Origin of the sequence: Domibacillus enclensis (genome assembly GCF_900156125.1) — a bacterium.
In the GTDB taxonomy this organism is placed as follows: Bacteria; Bacillota; Bacilli; order Bacillales; family Domibacillaceae; genus Domibacillus; species Domibacillus enclensis.
In genome coordinates this window covers 1-26,246 of the sequence record NZ_FTLX01000006.1, presented here as the reverse complement: position 1 = coordinate 26,246, position 26,246 = coordinate 1, and the positions used below count along the sequence as shown (strand labels likewise).

General features: G+C 47.5%; 22 protein-coding genes and 1 rRNA gene. 8 read left to right on the top strand and 15 right to left on the bottom strand.

All coding sequences use genetic code 11. The features are described from left to right. Window positions 1–213: 213 nt before the first annotated feature. From ychF to rpmH, 15 genes are all read right to left on the bottom strand, one after another. Window positions 214–1,314 carry a redox-regulated ATPase YchF gene (gene ychF / locus BW952_RS12695; protein WP_076496310.1) on the bottom strand — a complete coding sequence of 367 codons (1,101 nt, stop codon included), beginning with the start codon at window positions 1,312–1,314 and terminating at the stop codon, window positions 214–216. Between the two features lie 133 nt (window positions 1,315–1,447). Further along, entirely contained in the window at window positions 1,448–1,645 is a 198-nt protein-coding gene (locus tag BW952_RS12690) for a DUF951 domain-containing protein (protein WP_045852636.1), read from the bottom strand. A 3-nt stretch (window positions 1,646–1,648) separates the two neighbouring features. Further along, complete coding sequence (locus tag BW952_RS12685) at window positions 1,649–2,566, bottom strand: mechanosensitive ion channel family protein (RefSeq protein ID WP_045852637.1); 918 nt, start codon at window positions 2,564–2,566, stop codon at window positions 1,649–1,651. 76 nt (window positions 2,567–2,642) lie between these two features. Then, complete coding sequence (locus tag BW952_RS12680; RefSeq protein ID WP_156149438.1) at window positions 2,643–3,620, bottom strand: ABC transporter permease; 978 nt, start codon at window positions 3,618–3,620, stop codon at window positions 2,643–2,645. A gap of 1 nt (window position 3,621) precedes the next feature. Continuing rightward, a complete protein-coding gene (locus tag BW952_RS12675) occupies window positions 3,622–5,115 on the bottom strand; it encodes a sugar ABC transporter ATP-binding protein (RefSeq protein WP_076496309.1) in 1,494 nt (497 codons plus the stop codon). A 71-nt stretch (window positions 5,116–5,186) separates the two neighbouring features. Then, window positions 5,187–6,287, bottom strand: coding sequence for a sugar ABC transporter substrate-binding protein (locus BW952_RS12670; RefSeq protein WP_045852625.1), 1,101 nt, complete (start codon window positions 6,285–6,287; stop codon window positions 5,187–5,189). A gap of 217 nt (window positions 6,288–6,504) precedes the next feature. Beyond that, the gene (locus BW952_RS12665) at window positions 6,505–7,353 is read right to left on the bottom strand and encodes a ParB/RepB/Spo0J family partition protein (protein WP_076496307.1); all 849 of its coding nucleotides are present in this window, start codon (window positions 7,351–7,353) and stop codon (window positions 6,505–6,507) included. Continuing rightward, the gene (locus tag BW952_RS12660; protein ID WP_076496306.1) at window positions 7,346–8,107 is read right to left on the bottom strand and encodes a ParA family protein; all 762 of its coding nucleotides are present in this window, start codon (window positions 8,105–8,107) and stop codon (window positions 7,346–7,348) included. The genes BW952_RS12665 and BW952_RS12660 overlap by 8 nt, the downstream gene beginning before the upstream one ends. A gap of 111 nt (window positions 8,108–8,218) precedes the next feature. After that, entirely contained in the window at window positions 8,219–9,055 is an 837-nt protein-coding gene (gene noc / locus BW952_RS12655) for a nucleoid occlusion protein (protein ID WP_045851749.1), read from the bottom strand. Between the two features lie 69 nt (window positions 9,056–9,124). Next, on the bottom strand, window positions 9,125–9,841 hold the full coding sequence (gene rsmG / locus BW952_RS12650; RefSeq protein WP_045851748.1) for a 16S rRNA (guanine(527)-N(7))-methyltransferase RsmG: 717 nt from the start codon (window positions 9,839–9,841) through the stop codon (window positions 9,125–9,127). A gap of 15 nt (window positions 9,842–9,856) precedes the next feature. Next, window positions 9,857–11,749, bottom strand: a complete 1,893-nt coding sequence (gene mnmG, locus BW952_RS12645) for a tRNA uridine-5-carboxymethylaminomethyl(34) synthesis enzyme MnmG (RefSeq protein WP_045851747.1) — start codon at window positions 11,747–11,749, stop codon at window positions 9,857–9,859. 24 nt (window positions 11,750–11,773) lie between these two features. After that, window positions 11,774–13,159 carry a tRNA uridine-5-carboxymethylaminomethyl(34) synthesis GTPase MnmE gene (mnmE, locus tag BW952_RS12640; protein ID WP_045851746.1) on the bottom strand — a complete coding sequence of 462 codons (1,386 nt, stop codon included), beginning with the start codon at window positions 13,157–13,159 and terminating at the stop codon, window positions 11,774–11,776. A gap of 924 nt (window positions 13,160–14,083) precedes the next feature. Further along, window positions 14,084–14,833, bottom strand: a complete 750-nt coding sequence (gene spoIIIJ, locus BW952_RS12635; protein WP_045851283.1) for a YidC family membrane integrase SpoIIIJ — start codon at window positions 14,831–14,833, stop codon at window positions 14,084–14,086. A 24-nt stretch (window positions 14,834–14,857) separates the two neighbouring features. After that, entirely contained in the window at window positions 14,858–15,226 is a 369-nt protein-coding gene (rnpA, locus tag BW952_RS12630) for a ribonuclease P protein component (RefSeq protein WP_045851282.1), read from the bottom strand. Between the two features lie 153 nt (window positions 15,227–15,379). Beyond that, complete coding sequence (rpmH, locus tag BW952_RS12625) at window positions 15,380–15,514, bottom strand: 50S ribosomal protein L34 (RefSeq protein WP_076496304.1); 135 nt, start codon at window positions 15,512–15,514, stop codon at window positions 15,380–15,382. 586 nt (window positions 15,515–16,100) lie between these two features. Between rpmH and dnaA the strand changes: the two genes are divergently transcribed. From dnaA to BW952_RS12585, 8 genes are all read left to right on the top strand, one after another. After that, on the top strand, window positions 16,101–17,456 hold the full coding sequence (gene dnaA, locus BW952_RS12620; RefSeq protein WP_045851281.1) for a chromosomal replication initiator protein DnaA: 1,356 nt from the start codon (window positions 16,101–16,103) through the stop codon (window positions 17,454–17,456). 191 nt (window positions 17,457–17,647) lie between these two features. Then, a complete protein-coding gene (dnaN, locus tag BW952_RS12615; protein WP_045851280.1) occupies window positions 17,648–18,781 on the top strand; it encodes a DNA polymerase III subunit beta in 1,134 nt (377 codons plus the stop codon). 94 nt (window positions 18,782–18,875) lie between these two features. Further along, a complete protein-coding gene (yaaA, locus tag BW952_RS12610; RefSeq protein ID WP_045851279.1) occupies window positions 18,876–19,118 on the top strand; it encodes a S4 domain-containing protein YaaA in 243 nt (80 codons plus the stop codon). 23 nt (window positions 19,119–19,141) lie between these two features. Next, entirely contained in the window at window positions 19,142–20,260 is a 1,119-nt protein-coding gene (gene recF, locus BW952_RS12605; RefSeq protein WP_045851278.1) for a DNA replication/repair protein RecF, read from the top strand. Between the two features lie 38 nt (window positions 20,261–20,298). Continuing rightward, the gene (gene gyrB / locus BW952_RS12600; protein ID WP_045851277.1) at window positions 20,299–22,218 is read left to right on the top strand and encodes a DNA topoisomerase (ATP-hydrolyzing) subunit B; all 1,920 of its coding nucleotides are present in this window, start codon (window positions 20,299–20,301) and stop codon (window positions 22,216–22,218) included. A gap of 59 nt (window positions 22,219–22,277) precedes the next feature. Further along, window positions 22,278–24,755, top strand: a complete 2,478-nt coding sequence (gyrA, locus tag BW952_RS12595) for a DNA gyrase subunit A (protein ID WP_045851276.1) — start codon at window positions 22,278–22,280, stop codon at window positions 24,753–24,755. Between the two features lie 145 nt (window positions 24,756–24,900). Beyond that, window positions 24,901–25,932, top strand: a complete 1,032-nt coding sequence (locus tag BW952_RS12590; RefSeq protein WP_169714108.1) for an HD-GYP domain-containing protein — start codon at window positions 24,901–24,903, stop codon at window positions 25,930–25,932. Window positions 25,933–26,152: 220 nt separating this feature from the next. Further along, a 16S ribosomal RNA gene (locus BW952_RS12585) occupies window positions 26,153–26,246 on the top strand; the annotation flags it as partial.

Genomic DNA, 26,246 nt, shown 5'->3' with positions numbered 1-26,246 from the left:
CAGCGCAATATGTTTTCGTCATGCGGTTATTCTAGAAGGAGGAGAAGCAGTGCAGGTGAACACTCTTTTATTATAGAACACACGTTTGATTAATGCAACCTAAATGATCTGCTCAGTTGTCACCTGCTTTTCATTGCACATTCTGTTTTCAACAGCACGAAAGCCTTCAATGCCAAGGAAATGGCGTTGAAGGCTTCGTACACATTCATTTATTTATACGTTAAAGCGGAAATGAACAACGTCTCCGTCTTTCATCACGTATTCTTTTCCTTCAAGACGGACTTTCCCCGCTTCTTTTGCCGCTGTCATTGAGCCGTTTTCCACAAGATCGTCATAGGAAACGGTCTCTGCACGGATAAAGCCGCGTTCAAAGTCGGTGTGAATAATACCGGCACATTGCGGTGCCTTCATGCCTTTACGGAATGTCCAGGCACGAACCTCCTGTACGCCTGCCGTAAAGTACGTCGCAAGGCCAAGCAATGAGTACGCCGCTGTAATCAGCTGATCAAGGCCGGACTGCTCGATGCCAAGCTCTTCTAAAAACATCGCTTTTTCGTCGTCGTCCAGCTCGGCAATTTCCTCTTCCACCTTCGCGCTGATCACGATGACTTCTGAGCCTTCGCCGGCTGCGTAGTCGCGTACTTTTTGCACGTGCTCATTCTTCGAAGGATCAGCGATTTCTTCCTCGCTCACATTGGCCACATACAGCATCGGCTTCGCTGTTAGCAAATGAAGCTGCTTCACGATTTTTTGCTGTTCCTCGGTGAACTCAACGGAACGGGCCGGCTTGTCAGACTCCAGTGCTTCTTTTACGAGCACAAGCACATCATGCTCGGCAACCGCATCCTTGTCCTTTTGCTTTGTCAGCTTCACAACACGGGCAATCCGCTTATCAACAGATTCCAGATCCGCCAGAATCAGCTCCAGGTTAATGACTTCAATGTCATCGATCGGATCCACTTTTCCGGATACGTGGGTAATGTTTTCATCATCAAAGCAGCGGACCACCTGGCAAATTGCATCCACTTCACGAATGTGAGACAGGAATTTGTTGCCGAGTCCTTCTCCCTTGCTTGCCCCTTTTACGATGCCGGCAATATCGGTGAATTCAAATGCCGTTGGAATGGTTTTCTTCGGTGTCACCATTTCCGTCAGCTTGTTCAAGCGGGCATCCGGTACTTCTACAATCCCGACATTCGGATCAATTGTACAGAAAGGATAGTTGGCAGACTCTGCGCCTGCTTTTGTGATTGCGTTAAATAAAGTTGATTTTCCGACATTCGGAAGACCGACAATTCCTGCTGTTAATGCCATATTTATGTTCACTCCTTGTTTTCATTCCAAAACGGACCGTTTCCTGACCTTTCCTCATTATATGGACTCGTTTGAAAAAAGGCAACGCCAATAAAAAAGCAGCCCGCCTGTTTACAGGGGGGCTGCTTTCCTTTTAGTCACCGTTTTCGTTCAGCACTTTTTTCATTTTTTTGGAGAATTCGCGGCGGGGCAGCATCACACTGTGCCCGCAGCCTTCGCATTTAATCCGGATATCCATGCCGAGGCGAATAATCTTCCACTTGTTCGTGCCGCACGGGTGGGCTTTTTTCATTTCAACGACGTCGTTTAATTCAAACTGCTTTTCTTCCATCGCTTATCCTCCGCTCTTCGCCTGTTTTGAATCCGCTGGTGCACCCTGATCGTTCCGTGAGTACATCACCATTTTTGGGTACGGAATTTCAATGCCGTTGGCGTCCAGGCATTCCTTAATGTCCTTGCGCATCATCCGGGCAATATACCAGTGATTCATCGGTGTCGTTTCCGCGGTAATGCGGAGGGTAACGTCAGACGGGGAAAATGTTTGAATGCCGAGCAATTTCGGTGTGTCGACAATTTCCGGATATTTCTCTTTTAATGTTTCTAAAAGTCCGTTGATCACGTTTTCCGCTTTTTCAATGTTTTCTTCATACGCGATGCCGACGTCCACGACCGCGACACTGTTGCTGATCGAGAAGTTCGTGACTTCAATGATACTGCCGTTCGGCAAAATATGCGTTTCCCCTGTCCACACCTTCAGCTTCGTTGTCCGGAGGCCGATTTCCTCAACCGTTCCTTCAAACTGGCCAATGCGGACAAAGTCTCCGACCGAAAACTGGTCCTCGAAAATGATGAAAAAGCCGGTGATGACATCCTTCACTAAGCTCTGGGCGCCAAAACCAATCGCAAGACCGAGCACCCCGGCCCCGGCAATCAGCCCTTTAACATCAAACGACAGGACCGCCAGCACGTTCACAAGCGCGATAAAATAAACAACGTATGCCAGTACATTTTCAATAAGCTTTAACAGTGTATTTTCACGTCGCTCTGACAGCGTCAGCGGTGCTTTGGACCGAATGGCGAAAAAATTCCGAACCGCAATTTTTCCGACCTTGACAATAAGCCAGGCCGCAATAAGTGTCAGTGTAATTTTAAGCGTAGCTTGCCCAATCGTGAGCCACGTTTCTTCGTTTGTAAATTGTGCCCACAATGCTTCGAGGGCGCGCTGATAGGTTGATAACGATTGTTCCTCCAAAAAGAGCCCTCCTTCTTTTTTACGAATGTGTTCTCATTTTAACAGGAGCGGCTCTTTTTTTACAGAAATTCGAGCTTTAGCTGTGTGTTTGCTTGTAATACGTGAGCGCCAGGGCAAAAGCAAGCACCGAGCCTTTTACGATGTCCATTGCGTAATACGGCACCGACATCATGACAAGGCCGTTTTGCAGGATGCCAATTAAAACGGCGCCGACAAATGTGCCAAGTGCATTCGGCTTGCCGGCTCCTAGTACAGACAGTCCAATAAAAGCAGCTGCCACAGCGTCCATTAAATAAGGACCGCCGGCATTGATTTCGGCTGTCATGACGCGTGACGCCAGCACAATACCGCCAAGAGCCGCCAGCAGCGCGGATAGGAGGTACGCGGCCACCTTGTAGCGATTCACCGGAATGCCTGACAAGCGGGCAGCTTCCTGATTGCCGCCGATCATATACATAAACCGGCCGTGCTTCGTTAATGAAAGAAAGCCTTGCGCAATGAGCACAACCGCCAGCATGATCACAATAATCCAGGGCAGCTGGCCAAACTTGGCAAAAAGCGGGCTGATCGTGCCTTCTGCGTACGAGCCGTCTGCCATGACCATGTTTTCAGAGATGGTCGCTCCTTTTGTATAAGTGAGCGCCACTCCTTGAATAATGAACATCATCGCCAGCGTCGCCAGCATGTCCGGAATTTTTAATTTTACAATCATAATCGAATTTAACAGTCCGATAACGATTGCGCCTAAAAAAGCAGCGAGGAGCGCAACAGCCAGGTTTTGAGAAAACCAGACAAACATCGAGATGACAATCGCACTGGCCAGTGAAGCCGATGAGCCTACGGACAAATCAAATCCGTTCACTGCAAGCGACACGGTCACCCCGACCGCAATGATCGTGACGATGGAGATGGACCGCAAAATATTTAACAGGTTGTCACTGCTGATAAACGCAGGATTAAGGGCGGTAAACACCGCGATTAAAACGATAATCGTCAGGATCGTGCCGTATTTATAGAAAAAATCAAATAGCTGAAACGGTTTTTTTTGAGACACACTAGTTTCCTCCTGTTGAGTAGTACATGACTTCTTCTTCTGTTGTATGAGCTGTTTCTTTTTCCGCGGCAATGCGGCCGTCGTACACAACATACATCCGGTCCGTCATGCCGAAGATTTCCGGCATTTCACTGGAGGTATATAAAACACCTTTGCCACGGGCAGCCAGCTCTGCGATCAAATCAAAAATTTCCCGCTTGGCTCCGACGTCCACCCCTTTGGTCGGCTCATCAAACAAATACACATCCGCTTCCGCCAGCAGCCATTTGCCAATGGCGATTTTCTGCTGGTTTCCGCCGGATAAATAACGGACCTTCGTTTGGGCGGATGGCGTGCGGACATCCAGACGCTCAATCATCGCGGCAGCGGTTTCTTTTTCTTTGCGGAAGGAAATAAAGCTTCTTTTCGCTAAAGCACCCAGTGTCGTCACGGTCAGATTGGCCAAAACGGATTCGGAGACAAACACCCCTTCACGGCGCCGCTCTTCCGGTACGAGCACAAGCCCTTTTTTCACCGCATCGTGAGGCGAGCGGAAGGAAACGGGCTGTCCATTTATTTCGACTGTGCCGGATGTATGCTGGTCTTCACCGAAAAGCGCTTTGTTGATTTCAGACTTGCCGGCGCCGACAAGCCCCGTTAATCCAACAACTTCCCCTGCGTGAACGGTCAGGTCGACACCGTGGACGTCCCTGGCAGTTAAGCCGGATACGCGCAGGAGCACGTCTCCTTTTTGATGCTTTCGCGCAGGAAACTGTTCATCCATTTTTCGTCCGAGCATCATTTCAATGACGTCATTTTGTGTCGTTTCGGCGATTTGCTTTTTGCCGACAAGCTCGCCGTTGCGCATGACAGTAATATCATCGCAGATGGCGAACAGCTCCGGCAGCCGGTGTGAAATAAAAATGATGCTGACATGCTGCTGCTTTAAATCCCGTACTACCCGGAATAGCTCATCTGTTTCTGTTTGGCTGAGCGGTGCCGTTGGCTCATCCAGGATTAAAAACCGGCAGTCATTTGAAATGGCGCGGGCAATCAGCACCATTTGTTTTTCCGCCAGCGTTAAGTCGCTTACCGGCTTTTTCGGCGAAAGCGGGATGTTCAGCTTTTTCAGCAGTGCTTCAGCCTCACTCCACAACCGCTTCCACTCGATCCATTGCTTGTCCGCGCCATTGACGAGCTGGTCCATCATGATATTTTCACCAACGGATAAATTCGGAATAAGCGCTGTGTCCACTTCCTGATACACCATTTGAATGCCATGCTTTTTCGCATCGGCGGGCTGGCGGATCTCGACTTGCTCCCCATTTAGCAGCAAGTTCCCCTCGTAATGGCCGTATGCACCGGACAAAATTTTCATTAACGTTGATTTTCCCGCTCCATTGGCGCCAATCAACGCATGAACGCGTCCTGTTTCGGCTCGGAAATCAACTCCGTTCAGTGCTTGTACACCTGGAAAAGCAATGGATATCTTCTTCATATCAAGAACGGTTTTCATACAAACGACTGCCTCCTTCATGACAGAAAACGAGGAAACCTCTTGAACGAGATTTCCCCATGATCTGTTTCTTATTTAGCGTGATGCTCTTTTAGCGTCGTCATCCACTCTTCCGTGAATTCATCCGACTGTCCCCAGCCTTCCACAACGTCAGACAAGCTTTCCATGTTCACCGCGCCATCTGCTTTTTGAAGATCTTCTTTGGAAATAAGAGAAGCTTCTAGTGCATATTCCTGCGGTGTTTCTTCTCCTGCAATCTTTTTCGCCAGGATACGCATATCAATCGCACCGATTAGCGATGGATCAACAGCCGCTGTGTATTGCCACGGGCTTTCTGGATCTTGAATTTCCTGCAAGTCCGCATTCGATACGTCAATGCCGTATATTTTCACGTCGTCACGTCCTGCTTCCTGGAGCGCGCGGGCTGCCCCGATCGCAAACGCATCCCACGTAGCAAAGATCGCATCCAGTTCGCCTTCAGGATACTTTTTCAGCATGGCCTGTACCGCATTTTGCGTTTGAACGGTCGTATCTGCTGCCGCAACACCAAAGCGGTCCACTTCTTGAATGCCCGGGTTTTCGCTCAGCTTTTGCTCATATACTGCATTGCGTCGGACCATTGGCGGGAAGCCATCCACCCACAGGTAGGCAATATCCGCCTCGCCGTTTGTATCTTCAATCAGCTGATCCAATGCCAGCGTCGCAAGTGCTTCATCATCCTGAGACGTCAGCGTGACGCCCTCTACACTTTTCAGCTCTTCATTGGAATCAAATGTCACAACACTTTTGCCCGCATCCACAAGCTTTTGCACTTCTGTCACTGTCGCCGCGTCGTCGCCGTGTGAAATGATAAATCCGTCATAGTCCTGTGTCAGCCCCTGATTAATGGCGTCATGGAATTTGGCTGAATCGCCGTTTGCTGTGAAGGTGTCCACTTCAAAGCCGAGCGATTCGCCTTCTTTTTGAGCACCCGCTAAAAATTGAGCGGTATGATCGTCTCCGCCAATTTTGCGGATGACTTTAATCTTTACCGGATCTTCTCCATTTACTTTTTCTGGAACGTTTTCAACCGGTGCGCTGCTACCCCCGGTCGATGCCGTTTCCCCGCCGCAGCCTGCCAAAAAAAGCGAAGCGGCTATCGCTGTAAGTCCAACTGTTTGTTTTAGTTTCATTGTCATTGCACAGAAAAAACTGTGCTGCCCCCCTTTTACCTTATAATTCTTATGTATTAAGTAGGATTATTACACGGTGCTTTGGACGTGTCAATCTATTTTTTGAAAATAACAAAAGCTTTCCCTTGGCAGGAAAGCTCCGTTTATGAAGATGACTTCTTTACGAAAAGAAATTGGGTTTTTTCCTCTATCCAATTCTTTTGTGCAAACCTCGCATTTATCTATTTTCATCCAGCATGTCTAATATGCGGTTTAAATCGTCCTGGGTCATGTATTCAATTTCAATTTTTCCTTTTTTTCCGCTTTTGGACTGGCGAATCTGTACAGCCGTGCCAAACCGTTCACGCAGGGCTTCTTCCCGGTCTAAAATAAACACATCTTTTTTTACCGGCTTTGTTTCACGTGAAACATTTTCTTTTGATTCACGAATCCAGCTTTCGAGCTGCCGCACGGTCCAGCCTTCTTCCGCCGTTTTATGAGCGGCTTCCAGCTGCCGCTTTTTAGGCTTTACACCGAGCAAGGCACGAGCGTGGCCCATCGACAGCTTTTCTTCTGCGATCATCTCTTGAATGTCGGCTGGCAGATCAAGCAGACGCACGTAATTGGCGATGTGCGGACGGCTTTTGCCAATGCGGGTGGCAAGCTCGGTTTGCGTGACGCTCAGCTTATCCATAATCAGCTTGTATGCAGCGGCTTCCTCCATCACCGTTAAGTCTTCCCGCTGGAGGTTTTCAAGAAGCGCCAGCTCCATCATTTGCGCTTCTGTCAGCTCTTTTACAATCGCGGGCACTTCTTTTAAGCCGGCTGCTTTGGCTGCCCGGTATCTCCGCTCTCCTGCGACGATTTCATATCCTTTAATGCTTTTGCGCAGCACGATCGGCTGTAAAATGCCATGGGACAAAATCGATTGCTTGAGCTCCTCAATCGCTTCTTCGTTAAATGTTTTACGCGGCTGATGCGGATTGGGGCGAATGTCTTTGACCGAGATGTCTTGAACCGCACTGCCGCTGTCCGATCCCATATCGGTAAAAAGCGCATCGAGCCCTCTGCCTAACCCTTTAGCCATGTGCTGCCACCTCTTTCGCAAAATCAAGATACACTTCTGCGCCCCGTGAACGCGGATCGTACAATAAAACCGGTTTTCCATGGCTTGGCGCTTCACTCAGCCTCACGTTTCTCGGAATAACCGTTTTATATACTTTGTCATGAAAATATTTCTTCACTTCTTCTACCACCTGAATGCTCAAATTGGTTCTGGCATCAAACATCGTCAACAGAACCCCTTCTATGTACAGGTCTTTATTCAAATGCTTTTGAACGAGCTTGACGGTATTTAATAATTGATTCAACCCTTCAAGCGCGTAGTATTCACACTGAACAGGAATCAAAACTGAGTCCGCTGCTGTCAAGGCATTTATCGTCAGCAATCCGAGAGAAGGCGGACAGTCAATCACAATATAATCAAAGCTTTCCCGGAGCGGCTCAAGTGCTTTTTTCAACCGCTGCTCACGTGAAATAGCGGACACGAGCTCAATTTCCGCTCCAGCCAGCGCAATGGTTGCCGGCGCCGCAAACATTCCTTCTGCTGTCGTTTGCTTGACGACATCTGCGAGTTCTACATCATCTACAAGCACGTCATACACGCATTGCTCCACACTGCTTTTTTCGATGCCCGCTCCACTTGTTGCGTTTCCCTGTGGATCTATATCGAGAAGCAGCACTTTCTTGCCGATTGAAGCAAGGGATGCCCCAAGGTTAACGGATGTGGTCGTTTTGCCTACGCCGCCTTTTTGATTAGCGACAGCGATTACTTTTCCCAAAAGAAGCCACCTGCTTTCATCTATCGATCTCATCTCCTCTTATTCTATCAAAAAGGACGTGTTTTGGCTTTTTATGCCCGCAAAAAAAGCCGCTTTTGTGTAAAAACGGCTTTACGGCTTTGGTTTTTTCGGAATTTGTATGGTAATCCGATAATATTCGTCATGGTCTTCTTCCGACTGTTCCACAGGAATGCCGCTCTTTTCGACAAGCGAAAGGGACTCGCGAATCGTGTTGAGTGCGATGCGGATATCGCGGCTGACGGCTTTTGTCCGGGGGCGCGACGGCTCTTTTTCGAGCATTTTTACAACCCGGTCCTCTGTTTGCTTCACGTTCAGCTGCTTGTCGATCATCACTGCCAGCAGTGTGCATTGCAACTCCGGTTTTTTCAGAGGCAAAAGGGCCCGCGCATGGCGCTCGGTTATTTTTCTTTCTGCGACGGCTTGCTGCACTTCTTCCGGAAGCTTTAACAGCCGAAGCTTATTGGCCACAAATGATTGGCTTTTCCCGACCATTTCTGCGAGCTGCTGCTGCGTTGTTTCATGTATATCCAGCAGTTTTTTGTACGCAATGGCTTCTTCGACGGGCGAAAGCTCTTCTCGCTGCACATTTTCAATCAAAGCGGCTGAAGCCGTTTGTTCATCGGTAAATGGACGGACCATAACGGGGACAGTTTCGTGTCCGAGACTTTTGGCTGCCCGAAACCGCCGCTCACCCGCAATGATTTCGTACTGGTCATCTCCCCGTTCCCGTACGACAATGGGCTGTATGATGCCATGAATTGCAATTGTGGCGGCCAGTTCTGCTATTTTATCTTCTTGAAACACAAGCCGGGGCTGAAATTGATTCGGGATGATCCATTCAATCGGAATGTTCTTTACTTCATCAACGGGAAGCATCACGGCTGTTTCACCTTTTCCGCCAAAAAGACGGGAAAAAGGACGCTTCATGTTTACACCACCTTTTCCATTCTCCACCTTTGTAGTATTCGCCATGAGGCGCCCTGTTCCTGCCACGGACTATTCAATTGGTGTTTTATTCGGTGTCCCGGCTTTACGCGGATATTTCTTCGGCGTTTGTTTTTCTTTTCGTACCACAATAATCGTTCGTTCGCTGTTTTCAATCGGCAGCTTAAACGAAAAAACATCATCTGTTTTTCCGCCAAGCGTCTGAATCGCTTTTTTGGCTGTATCCATTTCATCAGAGGCGCTGGCCGCTTTCATTGCGACGAATGAGCCGCCTGTACGCGCAAAAGGCAGACAAAGCTCTGATAACACAGACATACGCGCGACTGCCCGCGCTGTGACAAGATCATATTGCTCGCGGTGCTCCGGCTTTTGGCCCATCTCCTCTGCTCGTCCGTGAACAAACTGAACGTTTTCAAGACCGAGTTCCGACGCCAAATGATTTAAAAAGGTAATGCGCTTGTTTAATGAATCAATAATCGTCACGTTCAGATCAGGAAACACGATTTTCAGCGGAATGCTTGGGAAGCCCGCTCCCGCCCCTACATCAAGGAGGCGGAGCGGCTTCGTTAAATCGATATAAAAGCCGGCTGTGATCGAGTCGAAGAAATGCTTCATATACACGTCTTCCCGCTCGGTAATCGCCGTTAAATTCATTTTTTCATTCCATTCGACGAGCAGCTCGTAGTAGCGGTTAAACTGCGCAAGCTGCTCCTCTGATAATACAATGCCCCGCTCAGCGAGCGCGGATTGAAATTGTTCAATATTCATGGTTTCTTTCCCTTCTTATTCGCTTGCCGTGCGCGCAACACGGCCCTGCTCAATGTAAATAAGCAAGATCGAAATGTCAGCTGGATTCACGCCGGAAATGCGGGATGCCTGTGCGATGGAAAGCGGCTGAACTTCTTTTAAGTTGGTCCGCGCTTCATTCGCAATGCCGCTGATAGCATCGTAATCGATATCAACTGGAATTTTTTTGTTTTCCATCTTTTTCATCCGGTCTACCTGCTGCAGGGACTTTTCGATATAGCCTTCGTATTTAATTTGAATTTCCACTTGCTCTTCTACGTCTTCACCGAGCGCTTCCGGAGAAGGAATCAACTGCTTGATCGCGTCGTAGGTCATTTCCGGGCGGCGCAGCAAATCAGCGCCGCGAATGCCGTCCTTCAGCTCGCTTCCGCCGGCTTCTCGAATGACGGCTTGTGTTGTTTCGTCCGGTTTAATAATCGTTGCTTTCAACCGGTCTATTTCCATCGCAATCGCTTCTTTTTTCGCTGTGAATGCGGCATAGCGTTCATCCGAAATCATGCCAAGCCGATGGCCAATGTCTGTTAAGCGGAGATCGGCGTTATCGTGGCGCAGCAGCAAGCGGTATTCCGCACGCGACGTCAGCAGACGATACGGTTCGTTTGTTCCTTTTGTGACCAGGTCATCGATCATCACACCGATGTAGGCGTCCGAGCGGCTTAACACCACTTCTTCTTTGCCAAGCACGCGGCACGCGGCATTCATGCCCGCCATCAGCCCTTGGCCGGCTGCTTCCTCGTAGCCGGATGTGCCATTGATCTGGCCGGCTGTGTACAAGTTTTTAATGCGTTTCGTTTCAAGCGTCGGCCATAGCTGTGTCGGCACCATCGCATCATATTCAATCGCGTATCCGGCACGCATCAGCTGTGCTTTTTCAAGGCCTGGAATCGTGCGGAGCATCCGGTACTGCACGTCCTCCGGCAGACTTGTCGAAAAGCCCTGTACGTATACTTCTTCCGTATTCCGTCCTTCCGGCTCCAGGAAAATCTGATGGCGCGGCTTGTCGTTAAAGCGCACAACTTTATCTTCAATCGATGGACAGTAGCGCGGTCCGCGGCCTTTAATCACGCCGGAGTACATCGGCGAACGGTGCAGGTTGTCTCCAATAATGGTATGGGTTTCTTCATTCGTATACGTAAGCCAGCAAGGCAGCTGATCCATGATAAATTCCTTTGTTTCATAGCTGAACGCACGCGGCACATCGTCGCCGGGCTGAATCTCTGTTTTGGAATAATCGATGGTGTTGCTGTTGACGCGCGGCGGTGTGCCCGTTTTAAAGCGGACAAGCTCAAAGCCAAGCTCTTCTAAATGCTCGGACAGCTTCACAGCCGGCTGCTGGTTGTTTGGACCGCTGGAATATTTCAAGTCGCCGAGAATGATTTCTCCACGCATAAATGTACCGGTTGTGACAACAACGGCTTTGGAGCGGTAGATGGCGCCCGTTTGCGTGACGATTCCGCGGCATTCACCGTCTTCTACGATAAAGCGCTCGGCCATTCCTTGAATCAATGTCAGGTTCGGTTCATTTTCAATCGTTTTTTTCATTTCCTGCTGGTACAGCACTTTATCCGCCTGTGCGCGCAATGCTCGGACAGCCGGACCTTTTCCTGTATTCAGCATTCTCATTTGAATGTGTGTTTTATCAATATTTTTGGCCATTTCGCCGCCCAGCGCATCGATCTCTCGGACGACAATTCCTTTCGCCGGTCCGCCGACAGACGGGTTGCACGGCATGTAAGCGATCATATCAAGGTTGATCGTAATCATTAACGTTTTGGCTCCTGTGCGCGCAGAAGCAAGACCTGCTTCGACTCCAGCATGGCCTGCTCCAATGACAACAACCTCGTATTCGCCTGCTTCATAATAATTCATGCTCTATTTGATCCTTTCCATTGCTTATTTCCCGAGGCAAAATTGCGAAAACAGCTGGTCAATTAAGCTTTCATGGACACTTTCTCCGATAATTTCACCGAGAAGCTCCCACGTTCTTGTTAAATCAATCTGGACGATGTCGATCGGAACACCCGACTCGACTCCACTGATCGCGTCTGAAATCGAACGATTGGCCTGGTTCAGTAAAGCAATGTGGCGGGAATTCGATACGTATGTCATATCCTGCGCCCCGACCGCTCCAGAGAAAAACAAGCCGGCAATGGCTTCTTCAAGCTCTGTAATCCCCTGCTCCTCAAGCAGTGAGGTCGTCACAAGACGACTCTTTCCGGCCAATTGCGCCACCCGGTCCATATCGATTTTCGGCTCCAGGTCCGTTTTATTCACAATCACAATGACATCCATACCGGCCGCTGCTTCAAACAGCTTCTCATCCTCCGGTGTCAGCTCATCGGAATAGTTTAGCACAAGCAAAATCAAATCGGCTTCTTTTAGAACTTTTCTTGAGCGTTCCACACCGATGCGTTCCACAATGTCTTCTGTTTCCCGAATGCCTGCTGTATCCACAAGGCGAAGCGGTACGCCGCGAACATTCACATATTCTTCAATAACATCCCGTGTTGTTCCGGGGATATCCGTTACGATCGCTTTGTTTTCCTGCACGAGCGCATTTAAAAGAGAAGATTTCCCGACATTTGGTCGTCCGATGATCACCGTGGACAGCCCTTCCCGCAAAATCTTCCCTTGCTCTGCTGTACGCAGCAGCCCGTCAATTTCCTGCTGAACAAATTGTGATTTCTCTAAGAGCACCCGGTGCGTCATTTCCTCCACATCGTCGTACTCGGGATAATCAATGTTGACTTCTACATGAGCCAACGTTTCTAAAATTTCCTGACGCAAACGGTTGATCAGCTTCGACAACCGGCCTTCTACTTGATTCAAGGCCACGTTCATCGCTTTGTCTGTTTTCGCCCGAATTAAATCCATGACGGCTTCTGCCTGGGATAAATCAATACGGCCATTTAAAAAAGCCCGCTTTGTAAATTCTCCCGGCTCTGCCAGACGAGCGCCTTCATTTAAGACAATCTGCAGCACGCGATTCACTGCCGTGATCCCGCCGTGGCAATTGATTTCCACTACGTCTTCCCGCGTAAAGGTTTTCGGTCCTTTCATTAAAGAAACCATCACTTCTTCGGCAACACGTCCTGACGACGGCTCGATTAAATGACCATAATGGATCGTATGGCTCGGTACTGTGGACAGTTTTTTCTGTCCGGGCGCTTGGAATACTCGTTCCGCAATAGAAATGGCTTCGTCGCCGCTCAAGCGGACGATCGCAATGGCTCCTTCTCCAGGCGGAGTGGAAATCGCAGCGATTGTATCAAATTCCATATCGTTCACCTCTTTCACTTTGATGCTTTTATATGATTAGCCAGCTGGCTTTTATTTCATTCCCTAAATAAATAGAATACCACAGCCGGCTGCTGAAAAAAAGAACAAGAATCATCCACATGTGAATAACTTTCTCGCTTCATCCATCTTGATTCCCCTATCAGAAATATCTTCTACACCCAGTTATTTTGTTACATAAACACCCTTTTAATATGGTTTATATATCCTTTTTGTATGCAAAAAAGACACTTACTGGAACGGAAGTGTCTTTTTACAGTGTTGAAAAAGAGTATTTCAATGAAAAGCAGGTGACAATTCCGCTTTTTAAAATCCATTATGCTTGTGCGAACATGGTCTGGGCGGCTTCTGCAGAACTTCGCGTTCGGAGGGGCGGGCGGTGAGCTAACTTTTGTCGCTTCGCTCCAAAAGTGGATCTCCCCTTACCCGCTGATCCCTCCCGAGTCTTCGTCCTGCGCCAGCCGCCCTGGTGGGGAGGGAAAGCAAATCGTAAAACCAAAAATGGGAATCGTTCTGAGTAGAAACAAAGAGACAAGGATCTTCTGTTTTTCACGATGCAGAAAAAGCGGGCTTCTTTCTTGATGTCACATGTTTTCAAGAACATCTTTCTGTTATTCTCGCTGTTCCTTTAGAACCACTACGGGCGGAGGGCTGCCGGTGAAGACTCCCGTTGGACGAGCGGACAGGCTGAAACAGCCGCGCCTTTTGGGCTGGTTCAGCGTTCGCCCAACAGGAAAGCGGAACCGGCAGACCGGAGCCCCTGAATCGTCTTTTTTAGAAAGTCAGACTGTTTTTGCTCTAAAACATGAATTATCGCCCGAAAAAATCTGAATTCTATTGACACGTTTGTTTTTAAACAATCTAAAAAGACACTTCCTGGACCGGAAGTGTCTTTGTTTTGTACATTTATGAAAGGTTCGCATCTTTTTTCTTCGGCCATCCATTGATGATCAGCGTTTGGCCAATCATGAAGATGCTGCCGACTACCCAGTACAGCGCAAGCGCAGATGGGAGTGTAATCCCGAACACGATAATCATGATTGGCATGAGCCAAAGCATCATTTTCATTTGTGGATTATCTGCTGCGGCGCCTGACATCATCAATTTTTGCTGGAAGAAGGTGAATACACCGGCCAGCACGGAAAGAATGATATCCGGTGATCCTAAATCAAACCATAGAAACGTATGGTTTTTAATTTCACCTGTCCGCATAATTGCTTGATACAAGCCGATAATGATCGGCATTTGCACCAAAATTGGAAAACAGCCGGCAAGTGGATTCACGCCATTTTGCTGAAACAGTGCCATCGTTTCCTGCTGAAGCTTTTGCTGCGTCTGAGCATCCTTCGATTTGTACTTTTCTTGAATTTCTTTAATCTTCGGCTGGATCTCCTGCATCGCTTTTGCACTTTTTGTTTGCTTGATCATAAGTGGCAAAATAATGATGCGGATAATGATGGTCACCACAATAATACCGGGACCGTATCCACCGACTAAATCCGACGTAGCTGTAATAAATTGTGAGAGTGGATAAATGACATATTCGTTCCAAAATCCTTCACTATCCGGCGTAATGTCCTGATTGACTTCCGTACACCCTGCTAACAGTACGGAAAAAAGAGCCACGATCAGGAATGAAAGCGTTCTTTTACTCAAGCGGCTGCGCCTCCTGTCATTGGCTTAGTTCTTATTTGGTGGAGTTGATTCATTTCGCTGAAGTGCCCGCGCCAGTTTCAGTACGTGTACAAGACTTCCCTTTACTTCAGCACATGACATATCGGCTGCCGGTTTTCTGGCAATGATGATAAAATCCCAGCCGGGCTTAATGTCTGCTTTTAGTTCCGTAAAGCTCTGTCTTATATATCGCTTTATGCGATTGCGTACGACAGCGTTGCCCAGCTTTTTGCTGACGGACAAGCCGATCCGGAACGGGACGTTTTGTTCTTTTCTATACATATACACAACAAACTGGCGATTCGCGAACGACTTCCCTTTACTGAAGACCGTTTGAAAATCGTCGTTTTTTTTAATTCGGAATGATTTTTTCATATATGGCACCTGCCGGGTATTAGTAAGGATCAAGGAGCAGAACGAATATGACGAGTCACGGCCGCTGCACCTTGATGACCTGCTTCCATTGGTCCCAATAGATCAAAGACACACTGTGGTCCTAAAAAAAGACCACTGAAATGGTCAGTGGTCTTATGCAGATAGTACTTTTCTGCCTTTAGCACGGCGGCTAGCTAAAACACGGCGGCCGTTTTTAGAACTCATACGTGCACGGAAACCATGAACTTTGCTTCTTTTACGTTTGTTAGGCTGGAACGTTCTTTTCATATTAAAACACCTCCCTGAGGTTTTCAAATTCATATTTTCAAAACAGTCTTTGTTAATTATAAGGATGGGCACTCATCCTGTCAACCACATTTTAAAATCCCGGCAAAACCAAATTATTTTACTGTCCTTTTGCTGAGGAATGCATGTTGTACAAACCCCTCCAGCGGATCTCCCTGTTTTCCCTGTGGACAGCAATCGACAGCATTTTTTGATTATCCACAACTTCTCCTATGGTCTTTTCACAAGTCCTCACCCTGTGGACAATCTTTTAAACAGCGTTTTTAACCCTGTGGATAATTAATACAAGTCATTGCACCATCTCATTTTTTCTGCTATTATTATTTTGTTTTCACTCTGGATAACTAAATTCCGTCATTGTTTTATCCACAACTGTGGATAAAGTGTGGAAAAAGAATAAACAGGGTGTTTTTATTTTTATCCACAGACTGTAGATTTTGTCGAAAAACTACTTTCATCTTATTATATATTTATTCACAAACATTGTCATGAATATTTATGAATAACCGCCATTTTAGACTTATACAAACATTGAACAAGCTGCAATAGCAGGCGTAAGGAGGGGCCAATGGAGAATATTGACGATTTATGGAATAGCGTGCTCGAACGGATCCAAACAAGAATCAGCAAGCCCAGTTTTGAAACGTGGGTGAAATCAACAAAAGCACATTCGCTTCACGGAGATGCCATTGTCGTAACTGCACCCAACGTGTTTAATCGCGATTGGCTGGAAGGGCACTATACGAATTTAACATCCGAAATTATTGACGAAATAACAGGCGAAAAGCTGGACGTGTACTTTATTTCACCGGATGTGCACGATTTGTCATCATACGTACCGCCAAATTACCGGACAGAGCCGCAGGCACCGGCGCCAAAATCCACTGGCGAGCCGATTATTCACAGCATGCTGAACCCGAAATACACCTTTGACACGTTTGTCATCGGCTCAGGCAACCGATTCGCTCACGCTGCCTCTCTCGCGGTTGCTGAAGCGCCGGCGAAGGCGTACAATCCGCTTTTTATTTACGGAGGCGTGGGGCTTGGCAAAACGCATTTAATGCACGCGATCGGCCATTACGTGATTGAACATAATCCAGGCGCAAAAGTGGTGTATTTGTCTTCTGAGAAATTCACCAATGAATTTATTAATTCGATTCGCGACAACAAAGCGGTGGAGTTTCGCAACAAATACCGCAACGTGGATGTGCTTCTCATTGACGATATTCAATTTTTAGCAGGTAAAGAACAAACGCAGGAAGAGTTTTTTCATACGTTTAATACGCTTCATGAGGAAAGCAAGCAGATTATTATCTCCAGTGACCGTCCTCCGAAGGAAATCCCGACGCTTGAGGACCGTCTTCGTTCCCGGTTTGAGTGGGGGCTGATTACAGATATTACGCCGCCTGATCTTGAAACCCGCATTGCCATTTTGCGTAAAAAGGCACGTGCGGAAAACCTGGATGTGCCGAACGAAGTAATGCTGTACATTGCGAATCAAATCGATACAAATATCCGGGAGCTTGAAGGCGCCTTGATCCGGGTCGTTGCCTACTCGTCATTGATTAACAAAGAAGTAAACGCGAACGTAGCAGCAGACGCGCTTAAGGACATTATTCCAGGAGCCCGCCCGAAGGTTGTGACCATTCCTGATATTCAGCGGGTGATCGGGGAGCAGTACGATATCCGATTAGAAGACTTTACAGCGAAGAAAAGAACGAAATCCGTCGCATTTCCACGGCAGGTTGCGATGTATTTGTCGCGCGAGCTGACGGACTTTTCGCTGCCTAAAATCGGAGAAGAGTTTGGGGGCCGTGATCATACGACGGTCATTCACGCTCACGAAAAAATCTCCAAGCTGCAGGAAAGTGATCCTGCCTTTGCACAAAAGCTCAAAGAAATCATCACCATTTTAAAAGCTTAATAAGCTGTGAATAACAAAGGGCGTTCATCAACAGTCTGTCCACATGTGGATAGACTGTTGTTCTTTGGTTTTCACCCACTTATCCACAAATCAACAGCGCCTACTACTACGGCTATTATTTTTTTAATATAAAATAAATAAAACAGCCGTCAGGTGAAAAGCTATCTTAAAATAATTTCGGAGGGATCCCCATGAAATTTTCAATTCAAAAAGACCGACTGTCCGCTGGCATTCAAGATGTATTAAAAGCAGTGAGTTCGAGAACGACCATTCCCATTTTGACGGGTATTAAAATTCACGCCTCGGATGAAGGAATTACACTAACCGGAAGTGACTCTGACATTTCAATCGAGTCTTTTATCCCGAGCGAAGAAGGGGACGTATCGATTGCGACGATTGAAGAAACGGGAGGGGTTGTATTAAACGCCCGCTTTTTCAATGAAATCGTCCGAAAGCTGCCGGCCTCCACGATTGAATTTGAAACGTCTGATTCCTTTCAGGCCATCATCCGGTCCGGCCACGCGGAATTCAGCTTGAATGGACAGGATGCAGATGAGTATCCGCATTTGCCTCAAATTGATGATCAAAATGCTTTTAAGCTGCCAGCCGATCTCGTAAAAACATTAATCCGTCAAACCGTTTTTGCTGTCTCCACTTCGGAAACACGCCCGATTTTAACCGGGGTCAACTGGAAGATTGAAAACGGAACTCTCATTTGCACGGCAACGGACAGCCACCGTCTTGCTCTTCGCAAAACAACGGCGGATGGTCTGCCGGAAGGAGAGTACAATGTCGTGATTCCCGGCAAAAGCCTGACAGAGCTCAGCAAAATTTTGGATGACTCAAACGAGCCGGTTGAAATTGTCATGACGGAAAATCAAGTGCTGTTCCGTTCCAAGCATGTTTTGTTTTTCTCAAGGCTTCTAGACGGCAACTATCCGGATACAAGCCGGCTGATTCCAGATGAGCACAAAACGAAAATTGACTTGAATACAAAAGAATATTTGCAGGCCGTTGACCGCGCTTCGCTTCTGGCACGTGAAGGACGCAACAATGTGGTGAAAATGAGCAGTGATGCAGGGACAGTGGAGATTTCGTCCAACTCGCCGGAGATCGGCAAGGTCACCGAGCAAGTGAGCAGCCTGTCTTCTGAGGGGGAAGAATTAAAAATCTCGTTCAGCGCGAAGTACATGATGGATGCGCTAAAAGCCATTGAAGGAACAGAGATTGAAATTCAGTTTACGGGAGCCATGCGTCCGTTCGTCATTCGTCCGCTGCATGACGACTCCACGCTTCAGCTTATTTTGCCTGTGCGCACGTATTAATGGATCGCGAAAAAAGCGGGATGTCTCAGCCCCCGCTTTTTTTTGTATTTGTGTTAAAATAAAGTATTAGGATAATGACGGAGGAAACGAACTTATGACCATCAAAAAAGGACCGGATGCAGAAGTGGAATTTATCACACTCGGGCAGTTTTTAAAGCTGGCAGGCGTCATTCAAACCGGCGGCCAGGCAAAATGGTACTTGAGCGAGCACGAGGTATATGTAAACGGCGAGCTTGAAGACCGGCGCGGACGGAAGCTTTACGAAAATGACGAAGTGGAGATTCCGGGCGACGGTGTATATGAAGTTGGGTTTGGATCTGAGGAAGATCAAGATTAACCGTCATCGAAAGGTGCGTTCGTATGCATATTGAACAGCTGGTCCTGGAGCATTACCGAAACTACGAAGCACTGCAGGCGGAATTTGACAACACGGTCAATGTCATCATTGGCGAAAATGCCCAGGGAAAAACAAACATTATTGAATCTATTTATGTGCTGGCGATGGCGAAATCCCACAGGACCTCGAATGATAAAGATTTAATTCGCTGGGAAGCGGAATATGCTAAAATAAAAGGGCGAGTGCAAAAAAAGCATCAGTCGCTGCCAATGGAACTAGTTATCTCGAAAAAAGGGAAAAAAGCCAGAATCAATCATTTGGAACAAACAAGGCTTAGCCAATACATCGGAAACATGAATGTCGTCATGTTTGCGCCGGAGGATTTAACGCTCGTTAAAGGCAGTCCTCAAGTAAGAAGACGGTTTATTGATATGGAAATCGGACAGGTATCGCCTGTTTATTTGCATGATTTAAGCCGTTACCATAAAGTGCTGCAGCAGCGGAATCATTATTTGAAGCAGCTGCAGACAAAGCGCGCCTCTGATTACACGATGCTTGACGTACTGACGGAACAGCTGATCGAGCTGGCGGTTAAAGTGACGGCCAAGCGGTTTGAATTTATCCGGCTGCTGCAGCACTGGGCCGGCCCGCTTCACAAAGGTATTTCACGTGGAATTGAGACGCTTGAGATTTTGTATGAGCCTGCTGCCGGAATGAAGGAAGACCAAACGCAGGAACAAATGCGCACTACGCTGGCAGAAGCGTTTCTGAAGGGGCGCACGAGAGAAGTGGACCGCGGCGTCACCTTAACCGGGCCGCACCGCGATGATCTTCTTTTTTATGTAAACGGAAAAAACATTCAAACATTCGGATCGCAAGGACAGCAGCGGACAACCGCACTCGCTGTAAAGCTGGCTGAAATTGAACTGATTCAATCCGAAATCGGCGAATACCCGATTTTGCTGCTGGATGATGTGTTGTCCGAATTGGATGATTACCGTCAATCCCATTTGCTAAACACGATTCACGGCAAGGTACAGACATTTGTGACGACGACGAACACAGATGGAATTGAGCATGACACATTAAATGCCGCATCCGCTTACAGCGTCACAAGCGGTGCGATGACGCAGATAAAGTAAGATTATTTAACCGAAAGAGAAGGTGACTGGATTTGACTATGGACCCGCAAAATACGACACCTTCCTATGATGAAAATCAAATACAGGTGCTCGAAGGACTTGAAGCTGTCCGAAAACGTCCAGGGATGTACATTGGCTCCACAAGCTCACGCGGCCTGCACCATCTTGTATGGGAAATTGTCGATAACAGTATCGATGAAGCACTGGCAGGCTACTGTGACGAGATTAACGTCATCATAGAAGAAGACAACAGCATTACCGTTAAAGATAACGGACGGGGCATTCCGGTTGGCATTCATGAAAAAATGGGCCGTCCGGCGGTGGAAGTGATTTTAACGGTGCTGCATGCCGGCGGGAAATTTGGCGGCGGCGGCTATAAAGTGTCTGGCGGTTTGCACGGCGTTGGCGCGTCGGTCGTGAACGCTTTGTCGACTCTTTTAGAAGTATATGTTCACCGCGATGGGAACATTCATTACCAGGCCTTTAAACGCGGTGTTCCGCAAGAGGATTTGAAGGTAGTTGGAGAAACGGATATTACAGGAACACATATCCGCTTTTGTCCGGACGCCGAGATTTTCAGCGAAACGCTCGTTTACGAATACGATATACTGGCTCACCGCCTGCGCGAGCTTGCTTTCTTAAACAGAGGCATTAAAATTACGCTCGAAGACAAGCGTGAAGAGGGCAAAAAAAATGAATATCATTACGAAGGCGGCATTAAATCGTACGTTGAACACTTGAATCGTTCAAAGGAAGTGCTGCACGAAGAAGCGATCTTCATGGAAGGCGAACGCGAAGGCATTCAAGTAGAGGTTGCCCTTCAATACAATGACGGCTATGCCAGCAATATTTATTCTTTTGCGAACAACATTAGCACGCACGAAGGCGGCACGCATGAATCCGGCTTTAAAACGGCGCTGACGCGTGTCATTAATGACTACGCGCGCAAAAATGGCCTCGCGAAAGAGCTTGATGGCAATTTGTCCGGTGAAGATGTGCGTGAAGGGCTGACAGCGATTATCTCGGTTAAGCATCCGGACCCGCAGTTTGAAGGACAAACGAAAACGAAGCTTGGCAACTCCGAGGCGCGTACGGTAACAGACAACGTCTTTGCCGGCCGTTTTGAAACCTTTATGCTGGAAAATCCGACAGTCGCACGGAAAATTGTCGAAAAAGGCATGATGGCTGCCCGGGCTCGAATGGCCGCAAAAAAAGCCCGCGAATTAACACGGCGCAAAAGTGCGCTTGAAGTGTCGAGCCTTCCCGGCAAGCTGGCAGACTGCTCGTCACGCGATCCGAAAATCAGTGAGCTTTACATCGTAGAGGGTGACTCAGCGGGTGGTTCAGCCAAGCAAGGACGTGACCGCCACTTCCAGGCAATTTTGCCGCTGCGGGGGAAAATCCTGAACGTTGAAAAAGCCCGCCTGGACAAAATTTTATCCAATAATGAAGTCCGGGCAATGATTACCGCCCTTGGCACCGGCATCAGTGAAGACTTTGACCTTTCCAAAGCGCGGTATCACAAATTGGTGATCATGACCGATGCGGATGTCGACGGTGCTCATATCCGGACATTGTTGTTAACCTTCTTTTTCCGGTATATGCGGCCGCTCGTTGAAGCCGGGTACGTGTACATTGCCCAGCCGCCGCTTTTCAAAGTGCAGCAGGGAAAAAACATCAGCTACGCCTACAACGACCATGAACTGAATGAAATTATGAAAACCATTCCGGCTAACGCCAAGCCGATCCTGCAGCGCTACAAGGGTCTTGGGGAAATGAACCCGACTCAGCTGTGGGAAACGACGATGGATCCATCCACTCGGACGCTGCTTCAAGTGACGCTCACCGATGCGATGGAAGCGGATGAAACGTTTGAAATGTTAATGGGCGACAAAGTAGAGCCGCGCCGCAATTTCATTCAGGATAATGCAAGATACGTTAAAAATCTTGATATATAAGTTGATCAAGCGTCCGCCGCAAGCGGGCGCTCCGACTTTTTTAAAAGGGAGGATTTTTCATGGCTGATATGCCAAGCTCCAATGTAAAAGAGATTAATATAAGCAAGGAAATGCGTTCGTCGTTCCTTGATTACGCGATGAGTGTTATCGTGTCACGGGCACTTCCAGACGTGCGTGACGGGCTTAAGCCGGTTCACCGCCGTATTTTATATGCAATGAACGACCTTGGCATGACGGCAGACAAAGCCTATAAGAAATCGGCCCGGATTGTCGGTGACGTCATCGGTAAGTACCATCCGCACGGCGACTCCGCTGTTTATGAAACGATGGTCCGCATGGCGCAGGATTTCAACTACCGTTACATGCTCGTTGACGGCCACGGGAACTTTGGTTCAGTCGATGGCGATGCAGCTGCGGCAATGCGGTACACGGAAGCACGCATGTCGAAAATCGCAATGGAAATCACCCGCGATTTAAACAAAGACACGATCGACTATAAAGACAACTACGACGGTTCTGAACGGGAGCCTGTTGTGCTGCCGGCCCGTTTTCCTAACCTTCTCGTCAACGGCGCTTCCGGCATCGCGGTCGGTATGGCAACGAATATTCCGCCACATCAGCTTGGTGAAGTCATTGACGCTCTTCTTGCGGTCAGCCAAAATCCTGATTTGACCGTGCTCGACTTAATGGAGTACATACCTGGTCCCGATTTCCCGACAGCAGGCATCTTGATGGGAAGAAGCGGCATCCGCCGTGCTTACGAAACAGGCCGCGGTTCGATCATTTTACGGGCCCGCACTGAAATCGAAGAAAAAGCAAACGGGAAAGAAACGATTATTGTTACAGAAATTCCATATCAAGTAAACAAAGCCAAGCTCATTGAACGGATTGCAGAGCTTGTACGGGACAAGAAAATTGACGGCATTACCGATCTTCGCGACGAATCAGACCGTGAAGGCATGCGCATTGTCATGGAAATCCGTCGTGATGCCAATGCCAGTGTGGTTCTGAATAATTTATATAAATATACAGCAATGCAAACGAGCTTCGGCATTAACATGCTGGCTCTTGTCGACGGCCATCCGAAAGTGCTCAGCTTAAAAGAGTGCTTAACGCATTACTTAGCCCACCAGCAGGAAATTATTCGCCGCCGTACACAATTTGATTTAAATAAAGCGGAAGCCCGCGCCCACATTTTAGAAGGGCTGCGCATTGCGCTTGATCACATTGACCAGATTATCGCCTTGATTCGCGGCTCACAGACGACGGATATTGCCCGCTCCGGATTGATGGAGCAGTTCGGCTTATCCGAAAAGCAGGCTCAGGCTATTTTAGATATGCGTCTGCAGCGGTTAACCGGACTAGAGCGCGACAAAATCGAAGAAGAGTATCAAAATCTGATCGCGCTGATCACAGAGCTGAAAGCGATTTTGGCAGATGAAGAGAAAATTCTTGAAATTATTCGTGAAGAATTGCTGGAAATCAAGCACCGCTTTGATGACAAGCGGCGCACGGAGATTACCGACGGAGCACCGGGCGATTTGATGGATGAAGATTTAATTCCAGTGGAGAAAATCATCATTACCTTAACGCACAAAGGCTACATTAAGCGTCAGCCTATTTCAACATACCGGAGCCAGCGCCGCGGCGGCCGTGGCATTCAAGGAATGGGCACGAATGAACATGACTTCGTTGAGCAGCTGCTGACGACTTCTACTCATGACACCATTCTATTCTTTACGAACAAAGGAAAGGTATACCGATTGAAAGGGTATCAGATTCCTGAGTTCAGCCGGACAGCTAAAGGCATTCCGCTTGTTAATCTGCTTGGCGTGGAGCAGGATGAATGGGTCAATTCCATGCTGTTTGTTGAAAAGTTCACCGAAGATGCTTTCTTGTTCTTTGCGACAAAGCAAGGGATCGTGAAGCGGACCTCGCTGATGGATTATGCGAACATCCGGACAAATGGATTAATTGCATTGAATATTCGTGACGAGGATGAGCTCATTTCCGTTCGATTAACGAATGGGGAGAAACATATTGTAATGGGCACCCGCAACGGAATGTTGATCCGTTTCCCGGAAGACAACGTCCGGTCAATGGGCCGAACGTCAACCGGCGTTAAAGGCATCACCTTATCTGAGGGCGACCAGGCTGTCGGAATGGAACTCGTAGAAGAAAACGACTACGTGTTGATCGTGACAGAAAACGGGTACGGCAAGCTAACCCCCGAATCGGAATACCGCATTCAGACGCGCGGCGGCAAAGGGTTAAAAACGTTAAACATTACAAGCAAGAATGGTCCTCTTATCGCGGTGAAAACCGTGACAGGCGAGGAAGATTTAATGCTGATGACAATGGGCGGCGTCATGATCCGTATGGACATTGGCACCATTTCCATTACAGGCCGCAATACGCAGGGAGTCAAATTGATTCGTCTCGGTGACAGTGAAGTCGTGGCGACAGTTGCAAAAGTTGAAAAAGAAGATGAAGAAGCCCTTGAACTTGAAGGGGAAGAAATAGAAAACGAAGAATAATCAAAGACAGCGCACAGGATGTTTCAACATCCTGTGCTTTTTTGTCTATCCAATAAGTTTGAAATTGGTTATACTTAGGTATAAAGGCGTATAGGTAGGTGATTTTATGTATGTGTCAGTCGAGAAATTGCAGGTAGGCTTTTGCGTGAAAGAATCAGTGATGGGAGAAACGAACTATCCACTCATCGCATCAAATACAATTTTAACAGAGCAGCATATCCGGTTTTTAAAAGCTTTTTCCATTCAATCTGTCGATGTCGTAATCGAAGAAGACAGTCCGCTTTCTCCTTTTCCATCTCCGTCTCTGCCTTTTGGTGAGCGGCCGGCTATAGAAGCGATGGAACAAATTTATTTTAAAACGTTAAAAAAAGTAAAAGCAGAATTTCAACGGTGGCAATCCGGTATGAATGTTGAAATTGCTCGAATTCGAACAATTATCTTACCAATCCTAGAATACACACTGCAGCATCCTGATCAAATGACCCGTATCTTTTCGTACTCTAAAAAAGATGAGTACCTTTATCACCATGCTTTATCCGTCAGCTTGCTGAGCGGCATGATGGCATCGAAGCTAAACGAGGACAAAGGCTTGATTGTTCAGGCGGCATTGTCAGGCTTATTAGCGGACTGTGGAATGTCCAAGATGACCATGTCCCTTTTGGCCAAAAAAACAGCGCTCACTGAAAAAGAATATAAGGAAATACAAAATCATCCGATTGTCAGCTACAAAATGGTTAAAGACTTAACGTTATTGAAGCCGGAAGCCAAGCTTGCCATTTATCAGCATCACGAAAGGCTGGACGGGTCGGGATACCCCGCTGGTACAAAAGGCGATAAAATCCATACACTTGCTCAAGTAGTGGGTCTCGCCGATACATACCATGCTTTAACGACAGAGAGAGTATTTAAGCCAAGGATGCCTTTATTCAAAGCAGTGGAAGTCATTCAACAGGATCTGTTCGGTCAATTCGCATTTCCGGTGATGGAGGCGTTGTTTTCACTAATCATTGAATTGTCCCCGGGAATGAACGTTCAACTATCCGATGGAAGACAGGGAAAGATCTTATTTATTCAGCCGGACAATAAAACAAGACCCCTTATTCAGTTTGCAGGCGGAGAAGTAATGGATCTGACGAAAAATCGAGACCTTTATATTGAAGAAGTTGAGGAGAAATAAGCCTTTTGAAAAAAGGTTTATTTTTTTTTGCGAAAAAGCTTGCATGCTTTTTTTAACCGTGGTATATTATTTAAGTCGCCAGTTGATGACGACATAAACGAAGCGAATTGAACATTGAAAACTGAACAAAATCAATAAAAACGTCAACGTTTTAAGTTTTATCTTCTTATTGAAGTGCACCCCGCATTTTCAATAAGAAACAAATGAGCAAGTCAAACACTTTTTGGAGAGTTTGATCCTGGCTCAGGACGAACGCTGGCGGCGTGCCTAATACATGCAAGTCGAGCGGATTTGATCAGAGCTTGCTCTGGTCA

Coding starts and splice junctions, on each gene's coding strand:
- ychF (WP_076496310.1), bottom strand. CDS start 1,314: ATGGCATTAACAGCAGGAATTGTCGGTCTTCCGAATGTCGGAAAATCA.
- BW952_RS12690 (WP_045852636.1), bottom strand. CDS start 1,645: ATGGAAGAAAAGCAGTTTGAATTAAACGACGTCGTTGAAATGAAAAAA.
- BW952_RS12675 (WP_076496309.1), bottom strand. CDS start 5,115: ATGAAAACCGTTCTTGATATGAAGAAGATATCCATTGCTTTTCCAGGT.
- BW952_RS12670 (WP_045852625.1), bottom strand. CDS start 6,287: ATGAAACTAAAACAAACAGTTGGACTTACAGCGATAGCCGCTTCGCTT.
- BW952_RS12665 (WP_076496307.1), bottom strand. CDS start 7,353: ATGGCTAAAGGGTTAGGCAGAGGGCTCGATGCGCTTTTTACCGATATG.
- noc (WP_045851749.1), bottom strand. CDS start 9,055: ATGAAGCGTCCTTTTTCCCGTCTTTTTGGCGGAAAAGGTGAAACAGCC.
- rsmG (WP_045851748.1), bottom strand. CDS start 9,841: ATGAATATTGAACAATTTCAATCCGCGCTCGCTGAGCGGGGCATTGTA.
- mnmG (WP_045851747.1), bottom strand. CDS start 11,749: ATGAATTATTATGAAGCAGGCGAATACGAGGTTGTTGTCATTGGAGCA.
- mnmE (WP_045851746.1), bottom strand. CDS start 13,159: ATGGAATTTGATACAATCGCTGCGATTTCCACTCCGCCTGGAGAAGGA.
- rnpA (WP_045851282.1), bottom strand. CDS start 15,226: ATGAAAAAATCATTCCGAATTAAAAAAAACGACGATTTTCAAACGGTC.
- rpmH (WP_076496304.1), bottom strand. CDS start 15,514: ATGAAAAGAACGTTCCAGCCTAACAAACGTAAAAGAAGCAAAGTTCAT.
- dnaA (WP_045851281.1), top strand. CDS start 16,101: ATGGAGAATATTGACGATTTATGGAATAGCGTGCTCGAACGGATCCAA.
- dnaN (WP_045851280.1), top strand. CDS start 17,648: ATGAAATTTTCAATTCAAAAAGACCGACTGTCCGCTGGCATTCAAGAT.
- yaaA (WP_045851279.1), top strand. CDS start 18,876: ATGACCATCAAAAAAGGACCGGATGCAGAAGTGGAATTTATCACACTC.
- recF (WP_045851278.1), top strand. CDS start 19,142: ATGCATATTGAACAGCTGGTCCTGGAGCATTACCGAAACTACGAAGCA.
- gyrB (WP_045851277.1), top strand. CDS start 20,299: ATGGACCCGCAAAATACGACACCTTCCTATGATGAAAATCAAATACAG.
- gyrA (WP_045851276.1), top strand. CDS start 22,278: ATGGCTGATATGCCAAGCTCCAATGTAAAAGAGATTAATATAAGCAAG.